Source organism: Pseudomonas sp. SID14000 (assembly GCF_002165135.1).
Classification (GTDB): domain Bacteria; phylum Pseudomonadota; class Gammaproteobacteria; order Pseudomonadales; family Pseudomonadaceae; genus Aquipseudomonas.
Genome location: NZ_NFZQ01000014.1, coordinates 104649 through 125478 on the forward strand (window position 1 = coordinate 104649; position 20830 = coordinate 125478).

The 20830-nt window shown below is 62.9% G+C and carries 21 protein-coding genes; 12 read left to right on the top strand and 9 right to left on the bottom strand.

What is annotated here, in order from left to right; translation table 11 throughout:
• Nucleotides 1-150: 150 nt before the first annotated feature.
• Complete coding sequence (locus CAY82_RS27135; RefSeq protein ID WP_256576320.1) at nucleotides 151-852, bottom strand: hypothetical protein; 702 nt, start codon at nucleotides 850-852, stop codon at nucleotides 151-153.
• A gap of 198 nt (nucleotides 853-1050) precedes the next feature.
• Between CAY82_RS27135 and CAY82_RS20745 the strand changes: the two genes are divergently transcribed.
• The 4 genes from CAY82_RS20745 to tsaA all read left to right on the top strand — a co-directional run bounded on the left by CAY82_RS20745 (nucleotide 1051) and on the right by tsaA (nucleotide 3501).
• Nucleotides 1051-1503, top strand: a complete 453-nt coding sequence (locus CAY82_RS20745) for a GNAT family N-acetyltransferase (RefSeq protein WP_087502851.1) — start codon at nucleotides 1051-1053, stop codon at nucleotides 1501-1503.
• Between the two features lie 77 nt (nucleotides 1504-1580).
• Nucleotides 1581-2291: an rRNA pseudouridine synthase gene (locus CAY82_RS20750; protein WP_087502852.1), complete on the top strand. Its 711-nt coding sequence runs from the start codon at nucleotides 1581-1583 to the stop codon at nucleotides 2289-2291.
• A gap of 49 nt (nucleotides 2292-2340) precedes the next feature.
• The gene (locus CAY82_RS20755; RefSeq protein ID WP_013973832.1) at nucleotides 2341-2802 is read left to right on the top strand and encodes a DUF1456 family protein; all 462 of its coding nucleotides are present in this window, start codon (nucleotides 2341-2343) and stop codon (nucleotides 2800-2802) included.
• 6 nt (nucleotides 2803-2808) lie between these two features.
• Nucleotides 2809-3501 (top strand): tRNA (N6-threonylcarbamoyladenosine(37)-N6)-methyltransferase TrmO, encoded by a 693-nt coding sequence (gene tsaA, locus CAY82_RS20760; protein WP_087502853.1) that lies wholly within the window; start codon nucleotides 2809-2811, stop codon nucleotides 3499-3501.
• A gap of 103 nt (nucleotides 3502-3604) precedes the next feature.
• On the opposite strand, the gene CAY82_RS20765 is transcribed toward tsaA, so the two are convergent.
• From CAY82_RS20765 to CAY82_RS20780, 4 genes are all read right to left on the bottom strand, one after another.
• Nucleotides 3605-4927 (bottom strand): dicarboxylate/amino acid:cation symporter, encoded by a 1323-nt coding sequence (locus tag CAY82_RS20765; protein WP_087502854.1) that lies wholly within the window; start codon nucleotides 4925-4927, stop codon nucleotides 3605-3607.
• Between the two features lie 308 nt (nucleotides 4928-5235).
• Complete coding sequence (locus CAY82_RS20770; protein ID WP_087502855.1) at nucleotides 5236-6582, bottom strand: ATP-binding protein; 1347 nt, start codon at nucleotides 6580-6582, stop codon at nucleotides 5236-5238.
• Nucleotides 6579-7256, bottom strand: a complete 678-nt coding sequence (locus CAY82_RS20775; protein WP_087502856.1) for a response regulator — start codon at nucleotides 7254-7256, stop codon at nucleotides 6579-6581. The genes CAY82_RS20770 and CAY82_RS20775 overlap by 4 nt, the downstream gene beginning before the upstream one ends.
• Nucleotides 7257-7404: 148 nt before the next feature.
• Nucleotides 7405-8010, bottom strand: coding sequence for an outer membrane beta-barrel protein (locus tag CAY82_RS20780; RefSeq protein WP_087502857.1), 606 nt, complete (start codon nucleotides 8008-8010; stop codon nucleotides 7405-7407).
• Between the two features lie 129 nt (nucleotides 8011-8139).
• On the opposite strand from CAY82_RS20780, the gene CAY82_RS20785 reads away from it, so the two are divergent.
• The gene (locus tag CAY82_RS20785) at nucleotides 8140-8931 is read left to right on the top strand and encodes a dienelactone hydrolase family protein (RefSeq protein ID WP_087502858.1); all 792 of its coding nucleotides are present in this window, start codon (nucleotides 8140-8142) and stop codon (nucleotides 8929-8931) included.
• A 79-nt stretch (nucleotides 8932-9010) separates the two neighbouring features.
• The gene (locus tag CAY82_RS20790) at nucleotides 9011-9712 is read left to right on the top strand and encodes a 4'-phosphopantetheinyl transferase (protein ID WP_087502859.1); all 702 of its coding nucleotides are present in this window, start codon (nucleotides 9011-9013) and stop codon (nucleotides 9710-9712) included.
• 3 nt (nucleotides 9713-9715) lie between these two features.
• Here CAY82_RS20790 and CAY82_RS20795 read toward each other — a convergent pair whose 3' ends face one another.
• Nucleotides 9716-11323, bottom strand: a complete 1608-nt coding sequence (locus CAY82_RS20795) for an ATP-binding protein (protein ID WP_087502860.1) — start codon at nucleotides 11321-11323, stop codon at nucleotides 9716-9718.
• On the bottom strand, nucleotides 11320-12018 hold the full coding sequence (locus tag CAY82_RS20800; protein WP_087502861.1) for a response regulator transcription factor: 699 nt from the start codon (nucleotides 12016-12018) through the stop codon (nucleotides 11320-11322). Before CAY82_RS20800 ends, CAY82_RS20795 begins: the two co-directional genes overlap by 4 nt.
• Nucleotides 12019-12846: 828 nt before the next feature.
• On the opposite strand from CAY82_RS20800, the gene CAY82_RS20805 reads away from it, so the two are divergent.
• The 3 genes from CAY82_RS20805 (at nucleotide 12847) to CAY82_RS20815 (ending at nucleotide 17582) form a co-directional block, all read left to right on the top strand.
• Entirely contained in the window at nucleotides 12847-15726 is a 2880-nt protein-coding gene (locus CAY82_RS20805) for a ribonucleoside-diphosphate reductase subunit alpha (protein ID WP_087502862.1), read from the top strand.
• A gap of 246 nt (nucleotides 15727-15972) precedes the next feature.
• Complete coding sequence (locus CAY82_RS20810; RefSeq protein ID WP_087502863.1) at nucleotides 15973-17223, top strand: ribonucleotide-diphosphate reductase subunit beta; 1251 nt, start codon at nucleotides 15973-15975, stop codon at nucleotides 17221-17223.
• Between the two features lie 128 nt (nucleotides 17224-17351).
• Nucleotides 17352-17582 (top strand): hypothetical protein, encoded by a 231-nt coding sequence (locus tag CAY82_RS20815; RefSeq protein WP_256576321.1) that lies wholly within the window; start codon nucleotides 17352-17354, stop codon nucleotides 17580-17582.
• A gap of 225 nt (nucleotides 17583-17807) precedes the next feature.
• Here CAY82_RS20815 and CAY82_RS20820 read toward each other — a convergent pair whose 3' ends face one another.
• Nucleotides 17808-18269 (bottom strand): hypothetical protein, encoded by a 462-nt coding sequence (locus CAY82_RS20820; protein ID WP_087502864.1) that lies wholly within the window; start codon nucleotides 18267-18269, stop codon nucleotides 17808-17810.
• Between the two features lie 31 nt (nucleotides 18270-18300).
• On the bottom strand, nucleotides 18301-18756 hold the full coding sequence (locus CAY82_RS20825) for a hypothetical protein (RefSeq protein ID WP_087502865.1): 456 nt from the start codon (nucleotides 18754-18756) through the stop codon (nucleotides 18301-18303).
• A gap of 266 nt (nucleotides 18757-19022) precedes the next feature.
• On the opposite strand from CAY82_RS20825, the gene CAY82_RS26750 reads away from it, so the two are divergent.
• From CAY82_RS26750 to CAY82_RS20840, 3 genes are all read left to right on the top strand, one after another.
• Nucleotides 19023-19457 carry a hypothetical protein gene (locus CAY82_RS26750; protein ID WP_170931109.1) on the top strand — a complete coding sequence of 145 codons (435 nt, stop codon included), beginning with the start codon at nucleotides 19023-19025 and terminating at the stop codon, nucleotides 19455-19457.
• A gap of 64 nt (nucleotides 19458-19521) precedes the next feature.
• Nucleotides 19522-20184: a hypothetical protein gene (locus CAY82_RS20835; RefSeq protein ID WP_087502866.1), complete on the top strand. Its 663-nt coding sequence runs from the start codon at nucleotides 19522-19524 to the stop codon at nucleotides 20182-20184.
• Nucleotides 20185-20239: 55 nt separating this feature from the next.
• Complete coding sequence (locus CAY82_RS20840; RefSeq protein ID WP_170931110.1) at nucleotides 20240-20830, top strand: hypothetical protein; 591 nt, start codon at nucleotides 20240-20242, stop codon at nucleotides 20828-20830.

The following is a 20830-nucleotide window of genomic DNA, read 5'->3' on the forward strand; positions in this document are numbered from 1 at the left end:
CCCACACGGGCTGTAACCATGTCCCGGACGAGATGCAGAATGGTCATCAGCGCTCATTGCATTCGTGTTGAATGGGGTTGCCTGTGTATCCGAACCTGGCCTCATGCAGGCCCGCCCCCAAGGGCGCTGCATGAGACCGTTCAGAGCCAGTCAGCTCCTGCTGTTGTCATCACCCGGTTCGCCTGCGGCATGCTCACCGCGGTCATCACCCGGTTCGCCACCCAGATGGTCGCCACGATCATCACCAGGTTCACCACCAACGTGATTGCCGTGGTCATCGCCAGGCTCACCGCCAACATGATTGCCATGATCGTCCCCGGGCTCACCGCCAACGTGATTGCCATGATCGTCACCGGGCTCACCGCCAACGTGATTGCCGTGATCGTCCCCAGGCTCACCGCCAACGTGATTGCCATGATCATCACCTGCTTCAGCGTGGTTGCCGCTACGCCCAGAGTTAGAGGGACCGTCATGGCCGCGACCACTGTTGCCGGCATGGCCCTCTCCATCGCCGTCACCGCCGTGGCCGCCGCCTTCACCACCATGGCCGCCACCACCACCGTGACCACCGCCGCCGCCGCCATGGCCGCCACCGCCACCACCGTGACCACCGCCGCCACCACCATGACCGCCACCGCCACCACCGTGACCACCGCCGCCGCCACCATGACCGCCACCGCCACCACCGTGACCACCTCCGCCGCCACCGTGGCCACCGCCGCCTCCACCATCCTTGGCGTAGGCGCTGGAGCCATTGGATATCGAGTCAGGGATCAGAACGATGGAAGTCGACAGCACGCCAGCAACGGCAGCCGCCAAGAGCGCCTTTTTGAAAAGCACATGGATTTGCATATTTCGTCTCCAGGTCGTCGCCATGAGAAACGCCAAATCAAGCCGGGAATCCTGTGTTCGGTGTTTGCTTTTTTGCGTGGGATTTTTTCCCACAAAAAAGTAATAGACCTCTACATCCCGAGGTTCAAGCACCGCGGGGAAAAGCCGACCGGTGGTTGGCCTGCTATGTTTTCCTTATCGTCATGGAGGAACACCGGCATGCATTCGGTACTGACGCTGCAAACCCCACGCTTGAGCGACTACGGCGAGCTGGTACAGGTATGGGAGGACTCGGTACGCGCCACCCACGATTTCCTACCGGATGGCTACATCGTCTTGCTGCGCGAACATGTGCTGCGTCGCTACCTCGACGCAGTCATGCTGATCTGCTGCAAGGACCGCCAACACATCTGCGGCTTCGCCGGGGTCGCCAACGGACGTGTGGACATGCTGTTCGTGGCACCTGCCTACCGGGGCAAAGGGGTTGGCAAGCGCCTGCTCCACTATGCGATCGACGAGCTGAATGCCGAGCGCCTGGACGTCAACGAACAGAACCCGCAAGCGTTGGGCTTCTACCTGCATGAAGGCTTCGAGGTGATCGGTCGTTCGGAAACCGACGGCCTGGGGCAGCCCTACCCGTTACTGCACATGCGCCTGCGCAAAACGGCGTAAATGACACAGATTCCCAGCCCCTCTGTCGCGCGGGCAGGTACAATGCAGGTCTTCTCCTGCCTTTGCGAATTGCCGTCATGTCCGAACCCGTCCGCCTGTCCAAACGCCTTATCGAGCAGCTTGGCTGCTCACGCCGCGAGGCCGAGCTGTATATCGAAGGCGGCTGGGTCACGGTCGATGGCGTGGTGGTCGAGCAGCCGCAGTTCAAGGTCGGGCAGCAGCGCGTCGCACTGCTGCCGGGTGCTCGTGCCGAAACGCTGGAACCGGTAACCCTGCTGCTGAACCAGCCGGCCAACATGGACAGCGAAATCGCCCGCGCCAGCATGAACATGGGCAGCCTCAGCGAGGCCCACCGCGAAGGTGTACGCGCCCTGCACGGGCATTTTGCCCGGCAGGCCTGCGTGGCGCCGCTGGAGCGCGGTGCCAGCGGCCTGCAGGTATTCACCCAGGACTGGCGGGTAACCCGCAAGATCGACGCCGACCTGCGCCGCCTGGAACAGGAATTCATCGTTGAAGTGCGCGGCGAGACCACGCCCCAGGCGCTGGAACGCCTGGCACGTGGAGCCACCCGCAATGACCGTGAGCTGCCCAGGACCAAGGCCAGCTGGCAGAACGAGACCCACCTGCGCATGGTCCTGAAAAACCCGCAGCCAGGGCAGATTGCCGAGCTGTGCGCCTACCTGCGCCTGGAACTGGTAGGCATGCGCCGCATCCGCCTGGGTGGCGTGTCGATGGGCAAACTGCCCTTGGGCCAGTGGCGCTACCTGGCCACTACCGAACGTTTCTAAGCAATACGCCGCGCCCGCAGGCGCGGCACCTGAACAGGATTCTGCAGCAATGAACCACAACGACGTCCTGCGCAGCCTGCGCTACATGCTCAAGGTGAATGACGCCAAGATGGCCGAGATCATCGGGCTATCCGGCCTCGACGTGCACCCCCTGGTGCTGGCCACCTACCTGAAGAAGGAAGACGAAGAAGGCTTCGTGCGTTGCCCGGAACGGGTCATGGCGCACTTTCTCGACGGCCTGGTGATCCATCGCCGCGGCAAGGATGACAGTCGCCCGCCGCAGCCGATCGAGCTGCCGGTAACCAACAACCTCATTCTCAAGAAGCTGCGGGTGGCCTTCGAGCTCAAGGAAGACGACCTGCATGCGATCCTCAAGTCGGTCAACTTCCCGGTCAGCAAGCCCGAGCTCAGTGCGCTGTTCCGCAAGGCCGGCCACGACAACTACCGCCCGTGCGGCGACCAGTTGCTGCGCAACTTCCTCAAGGGCCTGACCCTGCGCGTGCGTGGCTGAGTGACCATGCAGCATACCGTTACCCCGGTCGGCATCATCCGCTCCTGTTTCAAGGAGAAGTTCGCCATCCCGCGCCAACCGCAACTGGCACCCGCCGCACGCGGTGTGCTCGAGCTGCTGCCGCCGTTCGACCAGGGTGATGCGGTCGAGGGCCTGGAGCAGGTCAGCCATGTCTGGCTCCTGTTCCTGTTCCACCAGGCACTGGAAGACAAACCCCGCCTGAAAGTGCGGCCACCGCGCCTGGGCGGCAACAAGAGCATGGGCGTGTTCGCCACCCGCGCCACTCACCGGCCCAATGGTATCGGCCAGTCGGTTGTGCGTCTGGAAGGCGTGGAGCCAGGGCGCCTGCTGCTGTCTGGTATCGACCTGCTCGACGGTACGCCCGTGCTGGACATCAAGCCGTATGTGCCGTACGCCGATAGCATCGCTGGCGCCAGCAACCAGATGGCCAGTGAAGCGCCCGCCGCGATCGCCGTGCAGTGGGGCGACAACGCCCTGCCCCAGGCCCGCGAACATGCGCTGCGCCTGGGTGAACCGCTGGTGGAACTGATCGAGCAATGCCTGGCACAGGACCCACGGCCAGCCTACCAGGTACCACCGGCAGAGCGGGTGTACGGGGTGAAGTTCTGGGATGTGCAGGTGCGCTGGCATTACCCGCAGCCGGAGGTGATCCGGGTGCTGGAGGTGGTGCAGGCCTGAATTTGGCCTGAAGGCTGTGCACAGACCTTGTGGGTGCGCGCAACGCGTGGACATGAAAAAAGGCGACCCAGAGGTCGCCTTTTTTCATTGCATCATCCCGCGATCAGCGAGCCGGGCCTTCAGCCACGCCCAGGTCGTCGGTCGGACGGGTATCGATCAGCGGCGCACCACCGGATGCCAGCTCCGATGCCAGCTTGTCGTTGTCCATTTCCTTCACCCACTTGGCCACAACCACAGTGGCAACGGCGTTACCCACCAGGTTGGTCAGGGCACGGGCTTCGGACATGAAGCGGTCGATACCGAGGATCAGCGCCAGGCCGGCAACCGGCAGGTGGCCGACGGCCGACAGGGTGGCGGCCAGGACGATGAAGCCCGAACCGGTAACGCCGGCAGCCCCCTTGGAAGCGACCAGCAGCACCAGCAGCAGGGTGATCTGGTGGGTGATGTCCATGGTGGTGTCGGTGGCCTGAGCGATGAACACCGCAGCCATGGTCAGGTAGATCGAGGTGCCGTCGAGGTTGAACGAGTAACCGGTCGGGATGACCAGGCCAACCACCGATTTCTTCGCACCCAGGCGCTCCATCTTGGCCAGCATGCGCGGCAGGGCCGACTCCGAGGAGGAAGTACCCAGTACGATCAGCAGTTCTTCACGGATGTAGCGGATCAGCTTGAGGACACTGAAACCGTGGGCGCGGCAGATACCGCCCAGTACCACCAGCACGAACAGCAGGCAGGTAATGTAGAAGCAGGCCATCAGGTAGCCCAGTTGCACCAGCGAGCCAACGCCGTACTGGCCGATGGTGAAGGCCATTGCACCGAAGGCACCGACCGGGGCCAGCTTCATGATCATGTTGATGATGTTGAACATGACGTGGGCGAAACGGTCGATCATGTCCAGCACTGGCTTGCCATAGCTGCCCAGGCGGTGCAGGGCGAAGCCGAACAGCACGGAGAACATCAGCACTTGCAGGATGTCACCGTTGGCGAAGGCGCCGACCACAGTGTTGGGGATGACGTTGAGCAGGAAACCGACGGTGGTCTGCTGCGCGCCGGCGGCGGCGTAGGCAGCCACGCTGCTGGCGTTCAGGGTACTCACGTCAATGTGCATGCCAGCGCCCGGCTTGACCACGTTTACCACGACGAGGCCGATAATCAGGGCGATGGTGGAGACGATTTCAAAGTACAACAGCGCGTAGCCGCCGGTCTTGCCGACCGATTTCATGCTCTGCATGCCGGCGATGCCGCTGACCACGGTGCAGAAGATGATCGGGGCGATGACCATCTTGATCAGTTTGACGAAGCCGTCTCCCAAGGGTTTGAGGGCGACGCCCGTCTCCGGGTAGTAGTGACCGAGCAGGATGCCGATGGTGATGGCGACCAACACCTGGACATACAGGGATTTGTAAAGCGGCTGACGTGTCGTCATGGCTAATTTTCCTCAAGTGTGCCGGTTCACCCTTCCCAGGGCGATGGGGCACCTGAATCGCTAACCCTCCTGCACATGGAGGGATTTGTCGTTGTGTTCGAGCTGCCTGGGCAGGCCTCTGCGAGGATCAATAGCAAGGGGGGTGCCAAAATGCCCATGAAGGGTGCAAGGGGCGTATTTGCGGGGGATAAACGCCCAACGACGGGGCGATTCTGCGGAGAAAGGCTGGCGGATTTCCGCCCGGTGGCGGGATTTGTACAGGGGTGTTGGCGGGAATCCGCCCACCCTGGGCCGGCACAGGCTACAAATCAATCCAGTTTGAAAGTGATTCTGAACGCCGCGCCGCCCAAGGGCGAATCCCCCAGGCTCAGCTCGGCGTCATAGCTGTCGACGATATCCTTGACCACCGCCAGGCCGATCCCCTGCCCCGGGTGCTGGCTGTCCAGCCGTTCGCCCCTCTCGAGAATGCGTTCACGCTGGTCCGCCGGCACCCCCGGCCCGTCGTCCTCGATGCACAAGGTCAACCGCCCAGGCGCCTGCTCCAGGCTCACGCGCACCTGGCCCAGGCTCAGACGGTAGGCGTTCTCCAGCAGGTTGCCCAGCAGCTCCAGCAACGCGCCCTGCTCCATCGGCACCTGCGCCGCATCGGGCAGTTGCAGGGTCACGTCCACCCGCTTGTCCCGGTATACCTTGGCCAGGGTGCTGCACAGGCTGTCGAGCAACGGCCGCAGCAACACGCTGTGGCGTACCAGGCCACTCTTGCGCAGGCTGGCGCGCTGCAGCTGGTAGTCGATCTGCTGGCTCATGCGCTCGATCTGGCTCTGTAGCACGCGCGCCTGCTCACGCTCGTCGCTACGCTGCTGCAGGCTTTCGCCCACCCCCTGCAACACTGCCAGCGGCGTCTTCAGGCTGTGCGCCAGGTCATCGAGCGAATCACGGTAGCGCTGACGCTGCTCGCGCTCGCTGCGCAACAGGCGGTTCAGCGAGCCCGTCAGGCGCAGCAGCTCACGTGGGTGTTCGCGGCTCAGGCCATCCCGCGCGCCCGACTCCACATCGTCCAGCTCGAGGCTCAGCTGGCGCAACGAGCGCAGGCCCCAGGTCAGGCCGGCCCACAGCAGCACCAGCAGCGCCAGCAAGGCCGCACCAAAGCCGAGGTAGAGCTTTTCGCGCAGGCCGTCGAGGGTGTGCTGGTACTCGCGCACCGGTTGCAGGGCAACAATGCTATAGGCGGCGCTCTGACCACCCAGCAGCTTGATCTCGACGTCATAGACGAAGAACTCTTCGCCATCGGCCTGGTGAATACGGGCGAATTCGTTGCCGCGGCCGTCGTAGCGCGGGCGGTAGTTGATGTTCTGCGCGGCGGTGGCCCGCGACTGCCAGACCAGCTTGCCATCGCGGTCGAAGATATAGCCGAGCAGGCCGGTGTACGGCAGGTTGTAGCGCTCGTCCGGCAGCAGGGTCGGCATCTGCAACTGGCCGTGCTCGATGCGCGCAGCGGAAATCAGCGTGGTCACATCCGAGGCCAGGCGTTGTTCGATCGACTCCTGCAGGGCCAGGCTGAAGGCTTTCTGCAGGGCCGGCAGCAGCGCCAGCATGAACAGCAGCGCCAGCACCGCGGCCGCCAGCATCAGGCGCACCCGCAGCGAGCGGATCATCGGCAGCGCTCGGTGAACAGGTAGCCCAGACCGCGCACGGTGTCGATGGGTTTGAAGCCGCGCTCGCCCTCGAGCTTGCGCCGCAGGCGGCCGACCAGCACTTCGATGACATTCGGGTCACGCTCCTCGTCCCCCGGGTACAGCTGCTCCATCAGCCGGTCCTTGGCCACTACCTGCTGGTGGTGGCGCATGAGGTATTCGAGGATGCGGTATTCGTAGGCGGTCAGGGCCAGGGGTTGTTCGTCCAGCGTCGCCTGCTTGCGGTTGAGGTCGAGCACCAGCGGGCCGGCGGCGATGGTCGACTGGGTGAAGCCGCTGGAGCGGCGCAACAGGGCATTCAGGCGCGCTTCGAGCTCTTCGAACTGGAACGGCTTGACCAGGTAGTCGTCGGCACCGGCGGCCAGGCCCTCGACCTTGTCCTGCCAGTTGCCACGGGCGGTGAGGATGAGAATGGGGAACGTCTTGTCCTGGCTGCGCAGGCGCGTGATCAGCTCCAGGCCGCTGATGCCGGGCAGGCCCAGGTCGATGATGGCCAGGTCGAAATGGTACTGCCCGGCCTGGTACAGCGCCTCTTCGGCATCGGCGACCGCCTCGACCACATGGCCGCTTTCGCCCAAGCGGGTGTAGAGGTGATGGCGAAGCAGGGCTTCGTCCTCGACCACCAGCAGTTTCATGTGCAACTCCTTATCTATATTGCCTGTACCGGCTCTTCGCGGCTAAAGCCGCTCCCACAGGTATTGCACAGGCTTTATGGACTGTGCGATCCCTGTGGGAGCGGCTTTAGCCGCGAAGAGGCCGGTACAGGATAACCCGGCTCACCCGTCAGAACTTGTAGCTTGCAGCCAGGTAGGTCTGGGCGCTGCTGGTCAGGCGCAGGGTGCCGTCCTTCGGCCCGCCATGCGCCCCCACTTCGGTGGCTGCATTGGTGCGCAGGTAACGGTAGCCCAGCTCCACCGAAGCCCTGTCGGTGATGTCCTGGATCACGCCGGCCTGCAGGCCGTACGCGTAACCGTAGTCGGTATCCCGGCTGGCGCCTGGCGAGTCCTGGGTCAGCTTGGTCATGCCCAGGCTGCCACCGCCGAACAGCTTGGTGGTATCACCCACCGGCAGGAACAGGTCGTAGCTGCCCAGCAGGTTTTCCTGGCGCAACTTCAGGCCGCTGTGGTCGCCCGAGACATTGTCGTAAGTCATGTAGTAGCGGCCTTGGTCATTGATCTTGCCCACGCGCAGGCCCCAGGTGTCGTCCTTGCCGATGATGCCGTCGGCGTTGAGGTGGTCGGTGTTGCGCTGCAGCAGGCCGGACTTGCGAACCTTGTCGCTGGTCTGCCCGTAGGTCAGGCTGGCGAAGTTGTCGTCAGCGGCCTGGGCGGTGGTGATACCAGCGGCGCAGACGGCCATGGCGGCAAGCAGGGTGTTGAAGGTTTTCATAGCTGGATACTCCAGTTGAGTGCGCTGTTGCGGTCTGGAAGCTAGAGTAAGCAGGGCACCCTGAACCGCGACTGAACCCTGGCTGAACCCCGGCTGAACGAACCGTTTGCAGAACTAGGAGTAGTGACCATGCGCGTCCTGCTGGCCTTGACCCTGATGTGCGGCGCCGCCCTCGCTCAAGCGGCGGTGCAAACTCGCGAAATTCCCTACCAGGACGCCGACGGCAACCGCCTGGTCGGCTACTACGCCTATGACGACGCCATCGAAGGCAAGCGCCCCGGCATTGTGGTGGTGCATGAGTGGTGGGGGCTGAACGACTACGCCAAGCGCCGCGCCCGCGATCTTGCGGCACTGGGCTACAACGCGCTGGCCATCGACATGTATGGCGACGGCAAGCAAACCGAACACCCTGCCGACGCCAAGGCGTTCATGACAGCGGCGATGAAAGACCCCAAGGCCGCTGAGCGGCGCTTCGATGCCGGCCTGGAGCTGCTCAAGCTGCAGCCCAATACCAACAAGCACCAGTTGGGGGCAGTGGGTTACTGCTTTGGCGGCAAGGTGGTGCTGGATGCCGCGCGGCGAGGGGTAAAGCTCGACGGCGTGGTGAGCTTCCACGCCCCGCTGGGCACGCAGACACCGGCCAGGCCGGGCGTGGTGCGTGCCGATATCCTGGTAGAGCATGGTGCGGCGGACACCCTGGTGCCCGAGCAGCAGGTGGAAGCGTTCAAGGCGGAAATGGATGCAGCCAAGGTGAACTACCAGTTCGTCAGTATTCCCGGGGCCAAGCACGGGTTCAGCAACCCGGATTCGGACCGCATGGGGCACGGCGAACATGGCGGGCCGGATATTGCCTACAACAAGGCGGCGGACGAGAGCTCCTGGGCGGATATGCAGGCGTTCTTCAAGAAGGTGTTCAAGTAAGGATTGCCGGGGCCGCTCCCATAAGGATGCATTGCCACGCTGGCTCCCTTAGTGCCCGTACAGCTGGCACAATATCCCCATGAACACACTCCCCGCCTGCTGCGCCCCGCTCCAGCACCACTGGCCCCTGCCCCGCCCACTACCCGGCGCGGTGCTGGTCAGTTGCCACTTCGACCCCGCCCGCCTGGCGCCCGACGACTTCCAGCGCGCTGGCGTCGTGCCAGGCGCCAGCCTGCAGCGCTCTGTGGCCAAGCGCCAGGCCGAGTACCTGGCCGGTCGGCTCTGTGCCCGCGCCGCACTGCAGCGGCTGGACGGCCGTGACTACGTGCCCGGCACCCACGAAGACCGCTCGCCCATCTGGCCCGCCGGCATCCGCGGCTCGATCACCCATGGCAAAGGCTGGGCCGCCGCAGTGGTCGCCGCCGAAGGCCATTGCCAGGGCCTGGGCCTGGATCAGGAAGCACTGCTGGATGACCAACGCGCCAAGCGGCTGATGGGCGAAATCCTCACCCCACCTGAAGTGGAACGCCTGGACCGCCGCCAGCTCGGCCTTGCAGTCACCCTGACCTTCTCGCTGAAGGAGAGCCTGTTCAAGACCCTCTACCCGCTGACCCGCCAGCGCTTCTACTTCGAGCATGCTGAAGTGCTGGACTGGTCCGCCGAAGGCCTGGCCCGCCTACGCCTGCTCACTGACCTGTCGCCACAGTGGCGGCATGGCGCCGAACTGCAGGGCCAATTCTGCCTGCAGGACGGCCACCTGCTCAGCCTGGTCAGCGTCTGACCGTCACAACGGTGCCTGCTGCCGTGGCCAGTTCAGGCTGAAGCAGGCGCCGCCCAGCGCGGCGCTGCGCCCCACCGTGGCCCGGCCCGAATGCCAGTAGATGATACGCCGCACGATCGACAGGCCCAGACCATGCCCGCCTGAGGCGCGGGTGCGGCTGTCGTCAAGGCGGGTGAACGGTGTGAAGATACGGTCCCAGACGCCTTCGGGGATGCCCGGGCCGTCATCCTCCACATCGATGCGGCAGCGTTGCTGCCCTAACTGGTAGCTCAGGCGTACCTCGGCCTCGGCATGGCGCATGGCGTTGCCCACCAGGTTCTGCAGGGCACGGTGCAGGTAGCGCGGCTCGGCCTCGACCCAGGCGCCTTCGGCATCGGCGCCCTGGCACTCACCCCGCACCACCCGTACGTCGGAACGCAGCGGCGCGAGCTCTTCGATCACCCGGTCGAGCAAGGCATCCAGGTCGACCCGCTGGAACTTCAAGGCCGGCGCCCCCTGCTCCAGGCGGGCATAGGTGAGCATCTCGTCGACCAGCTTGTCGAGGTCCTGGATATCGCCGTCCATGCCCGCCAGGTGCTTGGCACGGGCCTGCTCGGTGGTGGCATTTTCGATCATTTCCAGACCAAAACGCAGGCGTGCCACCGGTGTGCGCAGCTCGTGGGAAACCGCCCGCACCAGCTCACGCTGCATGGTCAGCGAGCGCTGCAAGTGCTCGGCCATGCCATTGAAGGCTGCAGCCAGGCGCCCTACCGAGTCGGCGTCGCCGGCCGGCACGCGGGTATCCAGGCTGCCCTGGGCGATACGCGTGGCGGCAATCTCCAGGCCCGACACGCGCCGCTCCAGCTGGCGCACCAGCAGGTAGACCACCAGGCCAATCAGGCACAGGCCGAGAAAGGCGATCAGGATCAGCAACTGCGGCGGATACGGGTTGAGCTGGTACAGCGGGCCGATTTCCAGCACCCAGGGCGAGCCAGCCAGCCCGGCGAACACGCGGATCGAGTCACCATCCTTGCCCAGGGCCATGACCGTGTCGCCCTCCTCGACCCGGCGCCGCTGGTCATCGTCCAGGCTCACCCGCTCGATGCGCTGCAGGGCCACGCCAAAGCCGAAGCCCTTTTCTTTCTTGATCTGTGCCAGGCGCTGCTGCTGTTCGGTTACCGGGTAGCGCACCAGTTCGTCGGCCAGCAGGTAGAGGGTGGCCCGCGCCAGTTGCTCGCTTATCTGCTTGATCTGCGCTACCAGCATCAGGTCTTCCTGGCCGACCTTGCGCAGTACCTGGGCCGCATGCGGGCCGGTCTTCTCGACCACCACCAGACCGCGGTACAGGCGCGCCCGCTGGCCACCATCGAGGGTGCGCGCGGTCAGTGGCTGCAACGCCAACGGCACGCCGAGCAAACGCTCCCAGATCAGCAGCGAGCGCTTGCGTTCGGTGTCGTTCTGCAGCGCCAGGTTGTCGGCCATCAGGCTGAAAGTACCCTGGGCCAGCCCCTCGCGGTGCTGGGCAGCCCGCACTTCGTTGACCAGGTGCAGGCTGAGCACCCCGAGCAAGGCCACCAGCACCAGCACGGCCAGCATGCCGCCATAGATGCGCAGGAAAATAGAGTTGTTCATGGGGCCTCGCCGACGAACAGGTAGCCCTTGCTGCGCAGTGTCTTGATCAGCCTTGGCTGGAGCGGGTCGTCGCCGATCTTGGGGCGGATCCTGGAGATGCGTATATCGATGGAACGATCCTGGCCGTCGTAGCCGACACCACGTAGTGCAGTGAAGATCTGCTCGCGCGTCAGCACCCGGCCGGCGTTGCTGGCCAGCAGCCAGAGCAGGTCGAACTCGGCGCCGGTCAGCTCGATCAGTTGTTCACCCAGACGCGCCTCGCGCAGGCGATTGTCGATGCGCAGCGCACCGAAGGCCAGGTCCTGACGCTTGCTGTCCGGTGCTTCGCTGCGGCGCAGCAGGGCCTGAATGCGCGCCAGCAGCAGGCGTGGGCGTACGGGTTTGCAGACGTAGTCGTCGGCCCCCAGGTCCAGGCCCTGGACCTGGTCGAGTTCATCGCTACGGGCGGTCAGCATGAGGATCGGGCCGGGGTACTGGTTGCGCACCCGGCGGCAAATGCTCAGGCCGTCCTCGCCGGGCAGCATCAGGTCGAGGATGACCAGGTCGGGCTGGCTGTCGACGATGCGCCGCGCGGCGCGAGCGCCATCGCCCTCGACGCTGACGTCGAAGCCGTTGGCCTGCAGGTACTCGGCGGTGAGCTCGGCCAGGCGCTGGTCGTCTTCGACGATGAGGATACGGGGTGCGGGGTGGTCCATGGCTTGTGCCTTTGTTGTTGTTTTTCTGGGGCCTGCACCGGCCTCTTCGCGGGTAAACCCGCTCCCACAGGGACCGCGCCGCTTTCGAAGCCTGTGTAGTACCTGTGGGAGCGGGTTTACCCGCGAAAAGGCCAGCACAGGTAACATAACCCTTTAACCAAAAAGCAACATCCCCTCGGAATACTACGGCTGCCATCCGGTACTGCCAACCTGCCAGCAGCCCCTCGACTGAACCGTTTTTTGTGATAGGGTTCGCGCCCGAAAAATTCTGCCCCGGGGCGGCAAAGCGCAGAAAAATACTGCAAACCTCTTGGCACAAGGCCTACAGCGAATACCCACCATTCACTCACAAAGTACGCACAAGTTATCCACAGGCGCTCGCCTTGCAAAGCCCCCGATACCGCATTATCTTGTATCCCGAACGCAGCGAACCACTAGATATAGGGGTTCGTACAAAATCACACACAAAAGTCAACCCGCAAAATCAAGCGATTTTCTCGGGTGAACTTCAAGTGATTTCAGCAGCCAAACCGCTCCTGCGGAGGCGACCGAGGCAAGCCCTTCCAGGGCCTTGTTCGGGTATGGGTGTTACAGGCCAGACCTGGCATCCATCAGCAACAGTTTTTGGGCCCGACCCAGAACCTTTGACTTCGGCCAGGGAGCGGCAAGCCATTGCCCCTAATTCCTGAGTCTGTCCCGAAGTTGGTACGCCCGCGCGGGCGGATGCGCATGCATTGCCCATCCCCGCCAGGCCATCGAGCAAGTGGACGGAACGGTGGGCGCCCAAAAGGCGCCTGAACAATATAGAAACTGTGGAGACACCCACCCATGCAAACCGACACAACTCGCGAGAACCCGCAGGCCAAGGTGCCGCAGGCCGCCGATTCCAACCAGGATCTGGCCGCCACCGCTCCCGGCCAACTGCGTGTGATCAAGCGTAACGGCACTGTCGTCCCCTACACCGACGACAAGATCACCGTTGCCATCACCAAGGCGTTCCTCGCAGTTGAAGGCGGCACCGCCGCCGCTTCGTCGCGCATCCACGACACCGTCGCGCGCCTGACCGAGCAGGTCACCGCCACGTTCAAGCGTCGTATGCCATCGGGTGGCACCATCCACATCGAAGAAATCCAGGACCAGGTCGAACTGGCCCTGATGCGCGCCGGCGAGCAGAAAGTCGCCCGTGACTACGTGATCTACCGCGAGCAGCGCGCCAAGGAGCGTGCCACCCGCGTGAACGCCGAGTCCGTGGTCGAGCCGCACCCGTCCATCCGCATCACCCTGGCCGACGGCAGCCTGGCGCCGCTCGACATGGCCCGCCTGAACACCATCATCAGCGAAGCCTGCGAAGGCCTGGCCGAAGTCGATGGCGACCTGATCCAGCGCGACACCCTGAAGAACCTGTACGACGGCGTGGCCATCAAGGACGTCAACACCGCCCTGGTGATGACTGCCCGTACCCTGGTCGAGCGCGAGCCGAACTACTCGTTCGTGACCGCCCGCCTGCTGATGGACACCCTGCGTGCCGAAGGCCTGGGCTTCCTGAACGTGGCCGAGAGCGCCACCCACCACGAAATGGCCGACCTGTACGCCAAGGCCCTGCCGGCCTACGTCGAGAAAGGCGTCGAGTTCGAGCTGCTGGACCCGGCCCTGAAAGGCTACGACCTGGAGCGCCTGGGCAAGGCCATCGACCACGAGCGTGACCAGCAATTCACCTACCTGGGCCTGCAGACCCTGTACGACCGCTACTTCATCCACAAGGATGGCGTACGCTTCGAGCTGCCACAGGTATTCTTCATGCGTGTGGCCATGGGCCTGGCGCTGGAAGAGAAAGACAAAGAAGCCCGTGCGATCGAGTTCTACAACCTGTTGTCGTCGTTCGACTACATGGCCTCGACCCCGACCCTGTTCAACGCCGGCACCCTGCGCCCGCAGCTGTCCAGCTGCTACCTGACCACCGTGCCGGACGACCTGTCGGGCATCTACCACGCGATCCACGACAACGCCATGCTGTCGAAATTCGCCGGTGGCCTGGGCAACGACTGGACCCCTGTGCGTGCACTGGGCTCCTACATCAAAGGCACCAACGGCAAATCCCAGGGCGTGGTTCCGTTCCTGAAAGTGGTCAACGACACCGCCGTTGCCGTCAACCAGGGTGGCAAGCGCAAGGGCGCCGTGTGTGCCTACCTGGAAACCTGGCACCTGGACATCGAAGAGTTCATCGAGCTGCGCAAGAACACCGGTGATGACCGTCGTCGTACCCACGACATGAACACCGCCAACTGGATCCCTGACCTGTTCATGAAGCGTGTCTTCGATGACGGCAAGTGGACCCTGTTCTCGCCTTCGGAAGTGCCAGACCTGCACGACCTGACCGGCAAGGCCTTCGAAGAGCGCTACGAGTACTACGAAGCCCTGACCGAGTACAACAAGATCAAGGTGTTCAAGACCGTCCAGGCCAAGGACCTGTGGCGCAAGATGCTTTCGATGCTGTTCGAGACCGGCCACCCGTGGCTGACCTTCAAGGACCCGTGCAACCTGCGTTCGCCACAGCAGCACGTGGGCGTGGTCCACAGCTCGAACCTGTGCACCGAGATCACCCTGAACACCAACAAGGATGAGATCGCGGTCTGCAACCTGGGCTCGATCAACCTGCCGAACCACATCGTCGATGGCAAGCTGGATACCGCCAAGCTGCAACGCACCGTGAACACCGCCGTGCGCATGCTCGACAACGTGATCGACATCAACTACTACTCGGTGCCGCAAGCGCGTAACTCGAACTTCAAGCACCGCCCGGTCGGCCTGGGCATCATGGGCTTCCAGGATGCGCTGTACCTGCAGCACATTCCGTACGGTTCCGATGCCGCCGTCGAGTTCGCCGACAAGTCGATGGAAGCGGTCAGCTACTACGCCATCCAGGCGTCCTGCGACCTGGCCGACGAGCGCGGTGCGTACGAGACCTTCCAGGGTTCGCTGTGGTCCAAGGGCATCCTGCCGCTGGATTCGCAACAGATCCTGATCGAGGCCCGTGGCGCCAAGTACATCGACGTCAACCTGGAAGAGTCCCTGGACTGGGCCCCGGTGCGCGAGCGCGTCAAGAAAGGTATTCGTAACTCGAACATCATGGCCATCGCGCCGACCGCGACCATCGCTAACATCACCGGCGTGTCGCAGTCGATCGAGCCGACCTACCAGAACCTGTACGTGAAATCGAACCTGTCGGGCGAGTTCACCGTGATCAACCCGTACCTGGTCCGCGACCTGAAGGCCCGTGGTCTGTGGGACTCGGTAATGATCAACGACCTGAAGTACTACGACGGTTCGGTGCAGCAGATCGAGCGCATCCCGCAAGAGCTGAAAGATCTGTACGCCACCGCGTTCGAAGTCGAGACCAAGTGGATCGTCGATGCCGCCTCGCGTCGCCAGAAGTGGATCGACCAGGCCCAGTCGCTGAACCTGTACATCGCCGGCGCCTCGGGCAAGAAGCTGGACGTGACCTACCGCATGGCCTGGTACCGTGGTCTGAAGACCACCTACTACCTCCGTGCCCTGGCCGCGACCAGCACCGAGAAGTCGACCATCAACACCGGCAAGCTCAACGCCGTTTCCAGCGGTGGCGACAGCGCCCCGGTCCAGGCAGCCGGCCCTGCGCCAGTGCCGAAGGCCTGCGCGATCGACGAGCCTGACTGCGAAGCCTGCCAGTAAGGCCAGGCCGAGGCTTCCTACGGGAAGCCTCAACGCGTTTTCCGCACTACTGCGGCCCCTGTGGGAGCGGGTTCACCCGCGATGAGGCCGGCACTCCTGCCGCCTCTCCACAGCCAGACACAACAAGCCGTGGCTTCAAAGCCGCGGCCAGCCCTTTTCGGGCACCTCAGATTTGCGTGCACCGCACCGCAACCAAGATCCACCGGCCATACTTGATAGATGGCCCTCAAGCAGGAGAATCTCACCATGCTGAGCTGGGACGAATTCGATAAAGAAGACGGCGAAGTAGCCGCCAAAGGCAACACCCCTGCGCAGGCCGCTGCCGCCGCCACCCTCGACAAGCTCGACAGCGCCGGTGGTGCCGCCGCCCTGGAAGCCCGTGTCGCAACCGCCGACGACTCCGATGCTGTCAAGCGCGCCAAAGCTGCCCTGAACGACCTCGACATCGCCGAAGGCCTGGCCGAGCTGGAAGGCTCCAGCGCCCGCGTGCGTGTTGACGAAAAGCGCATGATCAACTGCCGCGCCGACCTCAACCAGCTGGTACCGTTCAAGTACGACTGGGCCTGGCAGAAGTACCTGGACGGCTGCGCCAACCACTGGATGCCGCAAGAGGTCAACATGACCGCCGACATCGCCCTGTGGAAGAGCATGGACGGCCTGACCGAAGACGAGCGTCGCATCGTCATGCGCAACCTCGGCTTCTTCTCCACCGCCGACTCGCTGGTAGCCAACAACCTGGCCCTGGCCGTGTACCGCCTGATCACCAACCCGGAGTGCCGCCAGTACATCCTGCGCCAGGCCTTCGAAGAGGCGATCCACACCCACGCCTACCAGTACTGCATCGAGTCGCTGGGCATGGATGAAGGCGAGATCTTCAACATGTACCACGAGATCCCGTCGGTCGCGAAGAAAGCCGCCTGGGGTCTGAAGTACACCCGCGCCATCTCCGACCCGGAATTCAACACCGGTACCGTCGAGACCGACAAAGAGCTGCTGCGCAACCTGATCGCCTACTACTGCGTACTGGAAGGCATCTTCTTCTACTGCGGCTTCACCCAGATCCTGTCCATGGGCCGCCGCAACAAGATGACCGGCGTGGCCGAGCAGTTCCAGTACATCCTGCGTGACGAGTCGATGCACCTGAACTTCGGTATCGACGTGATCAACCAGATCAAGATCGAGAACCCGCACCTGTGGGACGCGGCGATGAAGGAAGAAGCGACCCAGATGATCCTGCAAGGGACCCAGCTGGAGATCGAATACGCCCGTGACACCATGCCACGCGGCGTGCTGGGCATGAACGCGGCAATGATGGAGGACTACCTCAAGTTCATCGCCAACCGTCGCCTGACCCAGATTGGCCTGAAGGAAGAGTATCCAGGGACTACCAACCCGTTCCCTTGGATGAGCGAGATCATGGACTTGAAGAAAGAGAAGAACTTCTTCGAGACTCGTGTGATCGAGTATCAGACGGGTGGTGCACTGAGCTGGGACTGATCGTCCGGGCTGAGCATCGAGAAGGCTGCCAATTGGCAGCCTTTTTTATTGGCAGGGAAAAAGCCGAACAGGAAGCTTCCTACAAATAGCCAAACATGGACAGGCTCGACCCGGATCAGTAACGCTCCGTGCAGTTGCTGCGTTATGGCAAATACCAGGCGACCACCATGGTCAGCGAGTCCGGGGCCTATACCTTGTTGGCGCATCACCATGTGCCGAAGAACCGGCATCTGCGTTGGTGGCTGACACATGAGGTGGTGGTGCTGGCTGGGGAAGTGGACCAGCTGCCCCAGGTAGAAAAGCGGAAGTTGAGTTGGCGGGATTGTGCGCAGCGGGCGCTGCGATTGCATGGGGTTTAACCGGCGGGTTTGCCTGGGTGGGCCTCTTCGCGGGTGAACCCGCTCCCACAGGTATCGCGCTGGCTTCGGGTTCACGCTGTACCTGTGGGAGCGGCTTTAGCCGCGAACACCGGCAAAGCCGGTGCCATGCACCGCGTCGCTTGCTTCGCGGGCTTGCCCGCTCCCACAAATACCGAGGACATCCACAGCTAGTTCATTTGCCTGCCTACAACCCCCACAGCCCTGCTACTTCCCCTCCCCAACCGGCTCCACTCGCTGCACCACGATCTGCATATGGGTCGCCATGTCAGTCAGTATCACCTCCCCCTCCTTGTACTCCGGGGTGATCATCAGCGAGCGGACAACATGCTCGTTGCCGCCCTCGCGCTTCTGCACATTCTCAAACGCCACGATGATGGTGTCGTTGCGCCAGTTGCTGATGTCGAAACCGCCCGCAGCAACGAACTCACTAATGTCACGCTCGTCGTTGAAGACATTGGCAGGCAGGATCAGCAAGCGGTCCTTGAGAAACACCTCGTAGTACTGACGAGGCCCAACCGGCCAGTTCTGCGCCACTACGTGCTCGATGCGCCAATGATGGACATTGTTCTCATAGACCACGACGCGCTCGACCTTGTGCCCGTTGCACGCAGCAAGAAATGGCAACAGCAAGCCAGGGAACCAGGTACGCATGCGGCGCAAATTCATCCAGAAGCCTCGTCACATCCGCGGAAACACGTTACTTGGCAGCTTTCGCCGCCTGGCGGTTGGCCCTGCGCGTTTCCCGGTAGCCGACCAGGCGCACGCGCATTTCCCGGTAGCGCCGGGTATTGATGACCAGCAAGGCCAGCAGCCCGAGCAGCAAAACAGAGACGTAGCCGCCCATGTGCGGCCGGTAAGCGTAGCTGGGCAACGCAGCCAACACGGCCAGCCCGTTCAGGCCGATTAGCCCCCGCAGGCCCCAAGCGTATCCACGCACCAGCGCGATATGCGAAGCGGCACTCACCGCCCATGCCAGCGCCAGTGCCAGCACCGATAGCGACCGGTCCGGGCTACGCAGATAGGTGGAGAACACCAGTGAAACACAGCCGCCGATGGCAAAGCAGGACAGCAAGAACTCGGCGATGAAAACACCGAAATAGCGAGAAAGAAATCTATGCAGTTCCTGACCCGTTTGATAGCTCGATCCATTCATATGAGTGAGCACTGTCGTCCTTGAAAACCGTGGGGCGCAGGTAGCTTACCTTGACAGTTGCAAATGAATAAACCATAAAAGCCGACTTGGAAGTGGCTGTCAGCGCGATATCACTTCGGCACTTTATGTAAGTTTCGCACCTGTGCACATTAACAACTCCGCGCACGCACACGCCCTTCCCCAGCGCCGATAGGAGATCGAATTCTGGTGAATGAATCGCCGTTGCTCTCACCGCTGTTCCCGCAGGCAGGCTCTGGGGAACTGAAATGAAGTGTGTGTCCAAAACCCTGCCGACACTGCTGGCTGCAATCGCCCTGAATGCATGCGCACAAACGCCCGCCCCGAATACGGGGCCTGAAGTTACCCTTGCCGGGCACAAGCTTGCACTTGTGAACCACGAAGGGCGTTGCGCACTGCGCGGCTCCGATGCATCACTGCTACAGCTCGACATGCCCTGGCCCTGCCAATTCAGCCCGGAACGGGATGAAGGCAAGCCTCGCGTAGAACAGTTCAATGGTGTGCAGATCATCATTGTCAGCCATGTGCAGCCAGCCCCGTCGCTGCCCGGACATTGCGATAGCCAGTACCAGGCTGTTCGCCTGATGGGCAACCGCCTCGAGCCTTCCATCCTGGCACGTGGCGCCAGTTGCTCGAGCGGCCCAATGGACCAGAAGAACTTCGTAGGGCTGTTCGAGTGGTAACCGAAATCACTGGTTATCCGTCGCTACGCCAGGTCGTTCGCAAACGGAAAGGGTGTTACCAGCCATGAAGAAAATCCTCTTGTCCCGACAAGATCGCGGCTTCGGCCAGATCGGTGGCGCGGCTTTGCTCAAGGACCTCTCCTTGTGGCCGACAAACCCGGAAACCGGCATGTTGATGACGCCCATCCTGACCTTGAGTGAGCGTTTCCAACCGGCCATGTTCGTCCCACCCGGCATGGCCATCACGGTTTTCCTCGCCGTCGAGCAATATCAGGATGGCAGTTTCAGCCGCCCTCTCCAGCGTCGCTATACGGTCGATCAACAGGCCGAACTGCTGAACGTCCTCAGTAGCGGCTTTGCCCGGGTCATCCTGCATGAGCTCGCCAGCCAGCCACTGGAGTCCAGCAACCCGCCCTTGCTGCTGGAGCGAGCGTTCATAGATTTCGAAGAAATGACCGACGAGGAGCATGACGAGGAGCATGAGGACGAGGACAGCGGGATCGGCCTGAGCAAACCCAGCGGCCGGCCCTGCTGGCTGCAGGACCCGATCTATGAACCACCGCGCTACATGTTCATGATGCAGTTGGTGGACGCCGACGTGGCCGAAGCCAGCCCGCAGCATGGAGGGCTGTTCGGCGAAGGCATCGGCTATCTGTTCGTGGACATGCAGGCGCGCCGTGGCAAGGAAGGCGACGACGCCGGTTTCTTCTTCATTCAGTTCACCTGAATGGGCTGCCGACTCCAGACGACCACCCAGAGCGGCAAGGGCTGATGAGGTTCAGGTGAACATCTACCATTTCGACAACGCGCCGTCCCCTTGGGGAGACTGGGGTGCGGCACTGCTCCAGGGCATGATTGCCTGGGACGAAGATACCGATGTGGACAGCATCAGGCGCGTCGGTCCGTACACCCCGCCTGCGTATATCCGCTCAGGTTCGCTGGTGCTCACCCAGCCGGTCAAGGAAGCCTTGGAAAAAAGCGGCCTGAAAGGCATCAGCCGGTATGAGCACCTGGAAAAAACCCACATCGTGCACCTTGACTGGCTGCACTGGGATACCAGCAAGCCCATCACCGATTACCTCGAGCTTAACGGTGGGCCGACCTCGATCATCGACTCCCTGCCACATGAACCTGCGCTTGCCGCACGCATGCCGGAGTATTGGCAGGCATTCGTCGTGGGCAAGCTCAACCTGCTCAAGGACCCACGCCACGAACCTGCTGACCTCGGCCAGTATCTCCAGGTGGTCAAGGCCGACGAGCACGCCGACTTCTTCAAAGGGGATGTCTATCGCGGGTACTTCCTGAGCGAACGGGCCAAAGAGTGGCTGGAACAGCAGTGCCCAGGTTGCTTTACATTCACCCTGCTCGGTTGA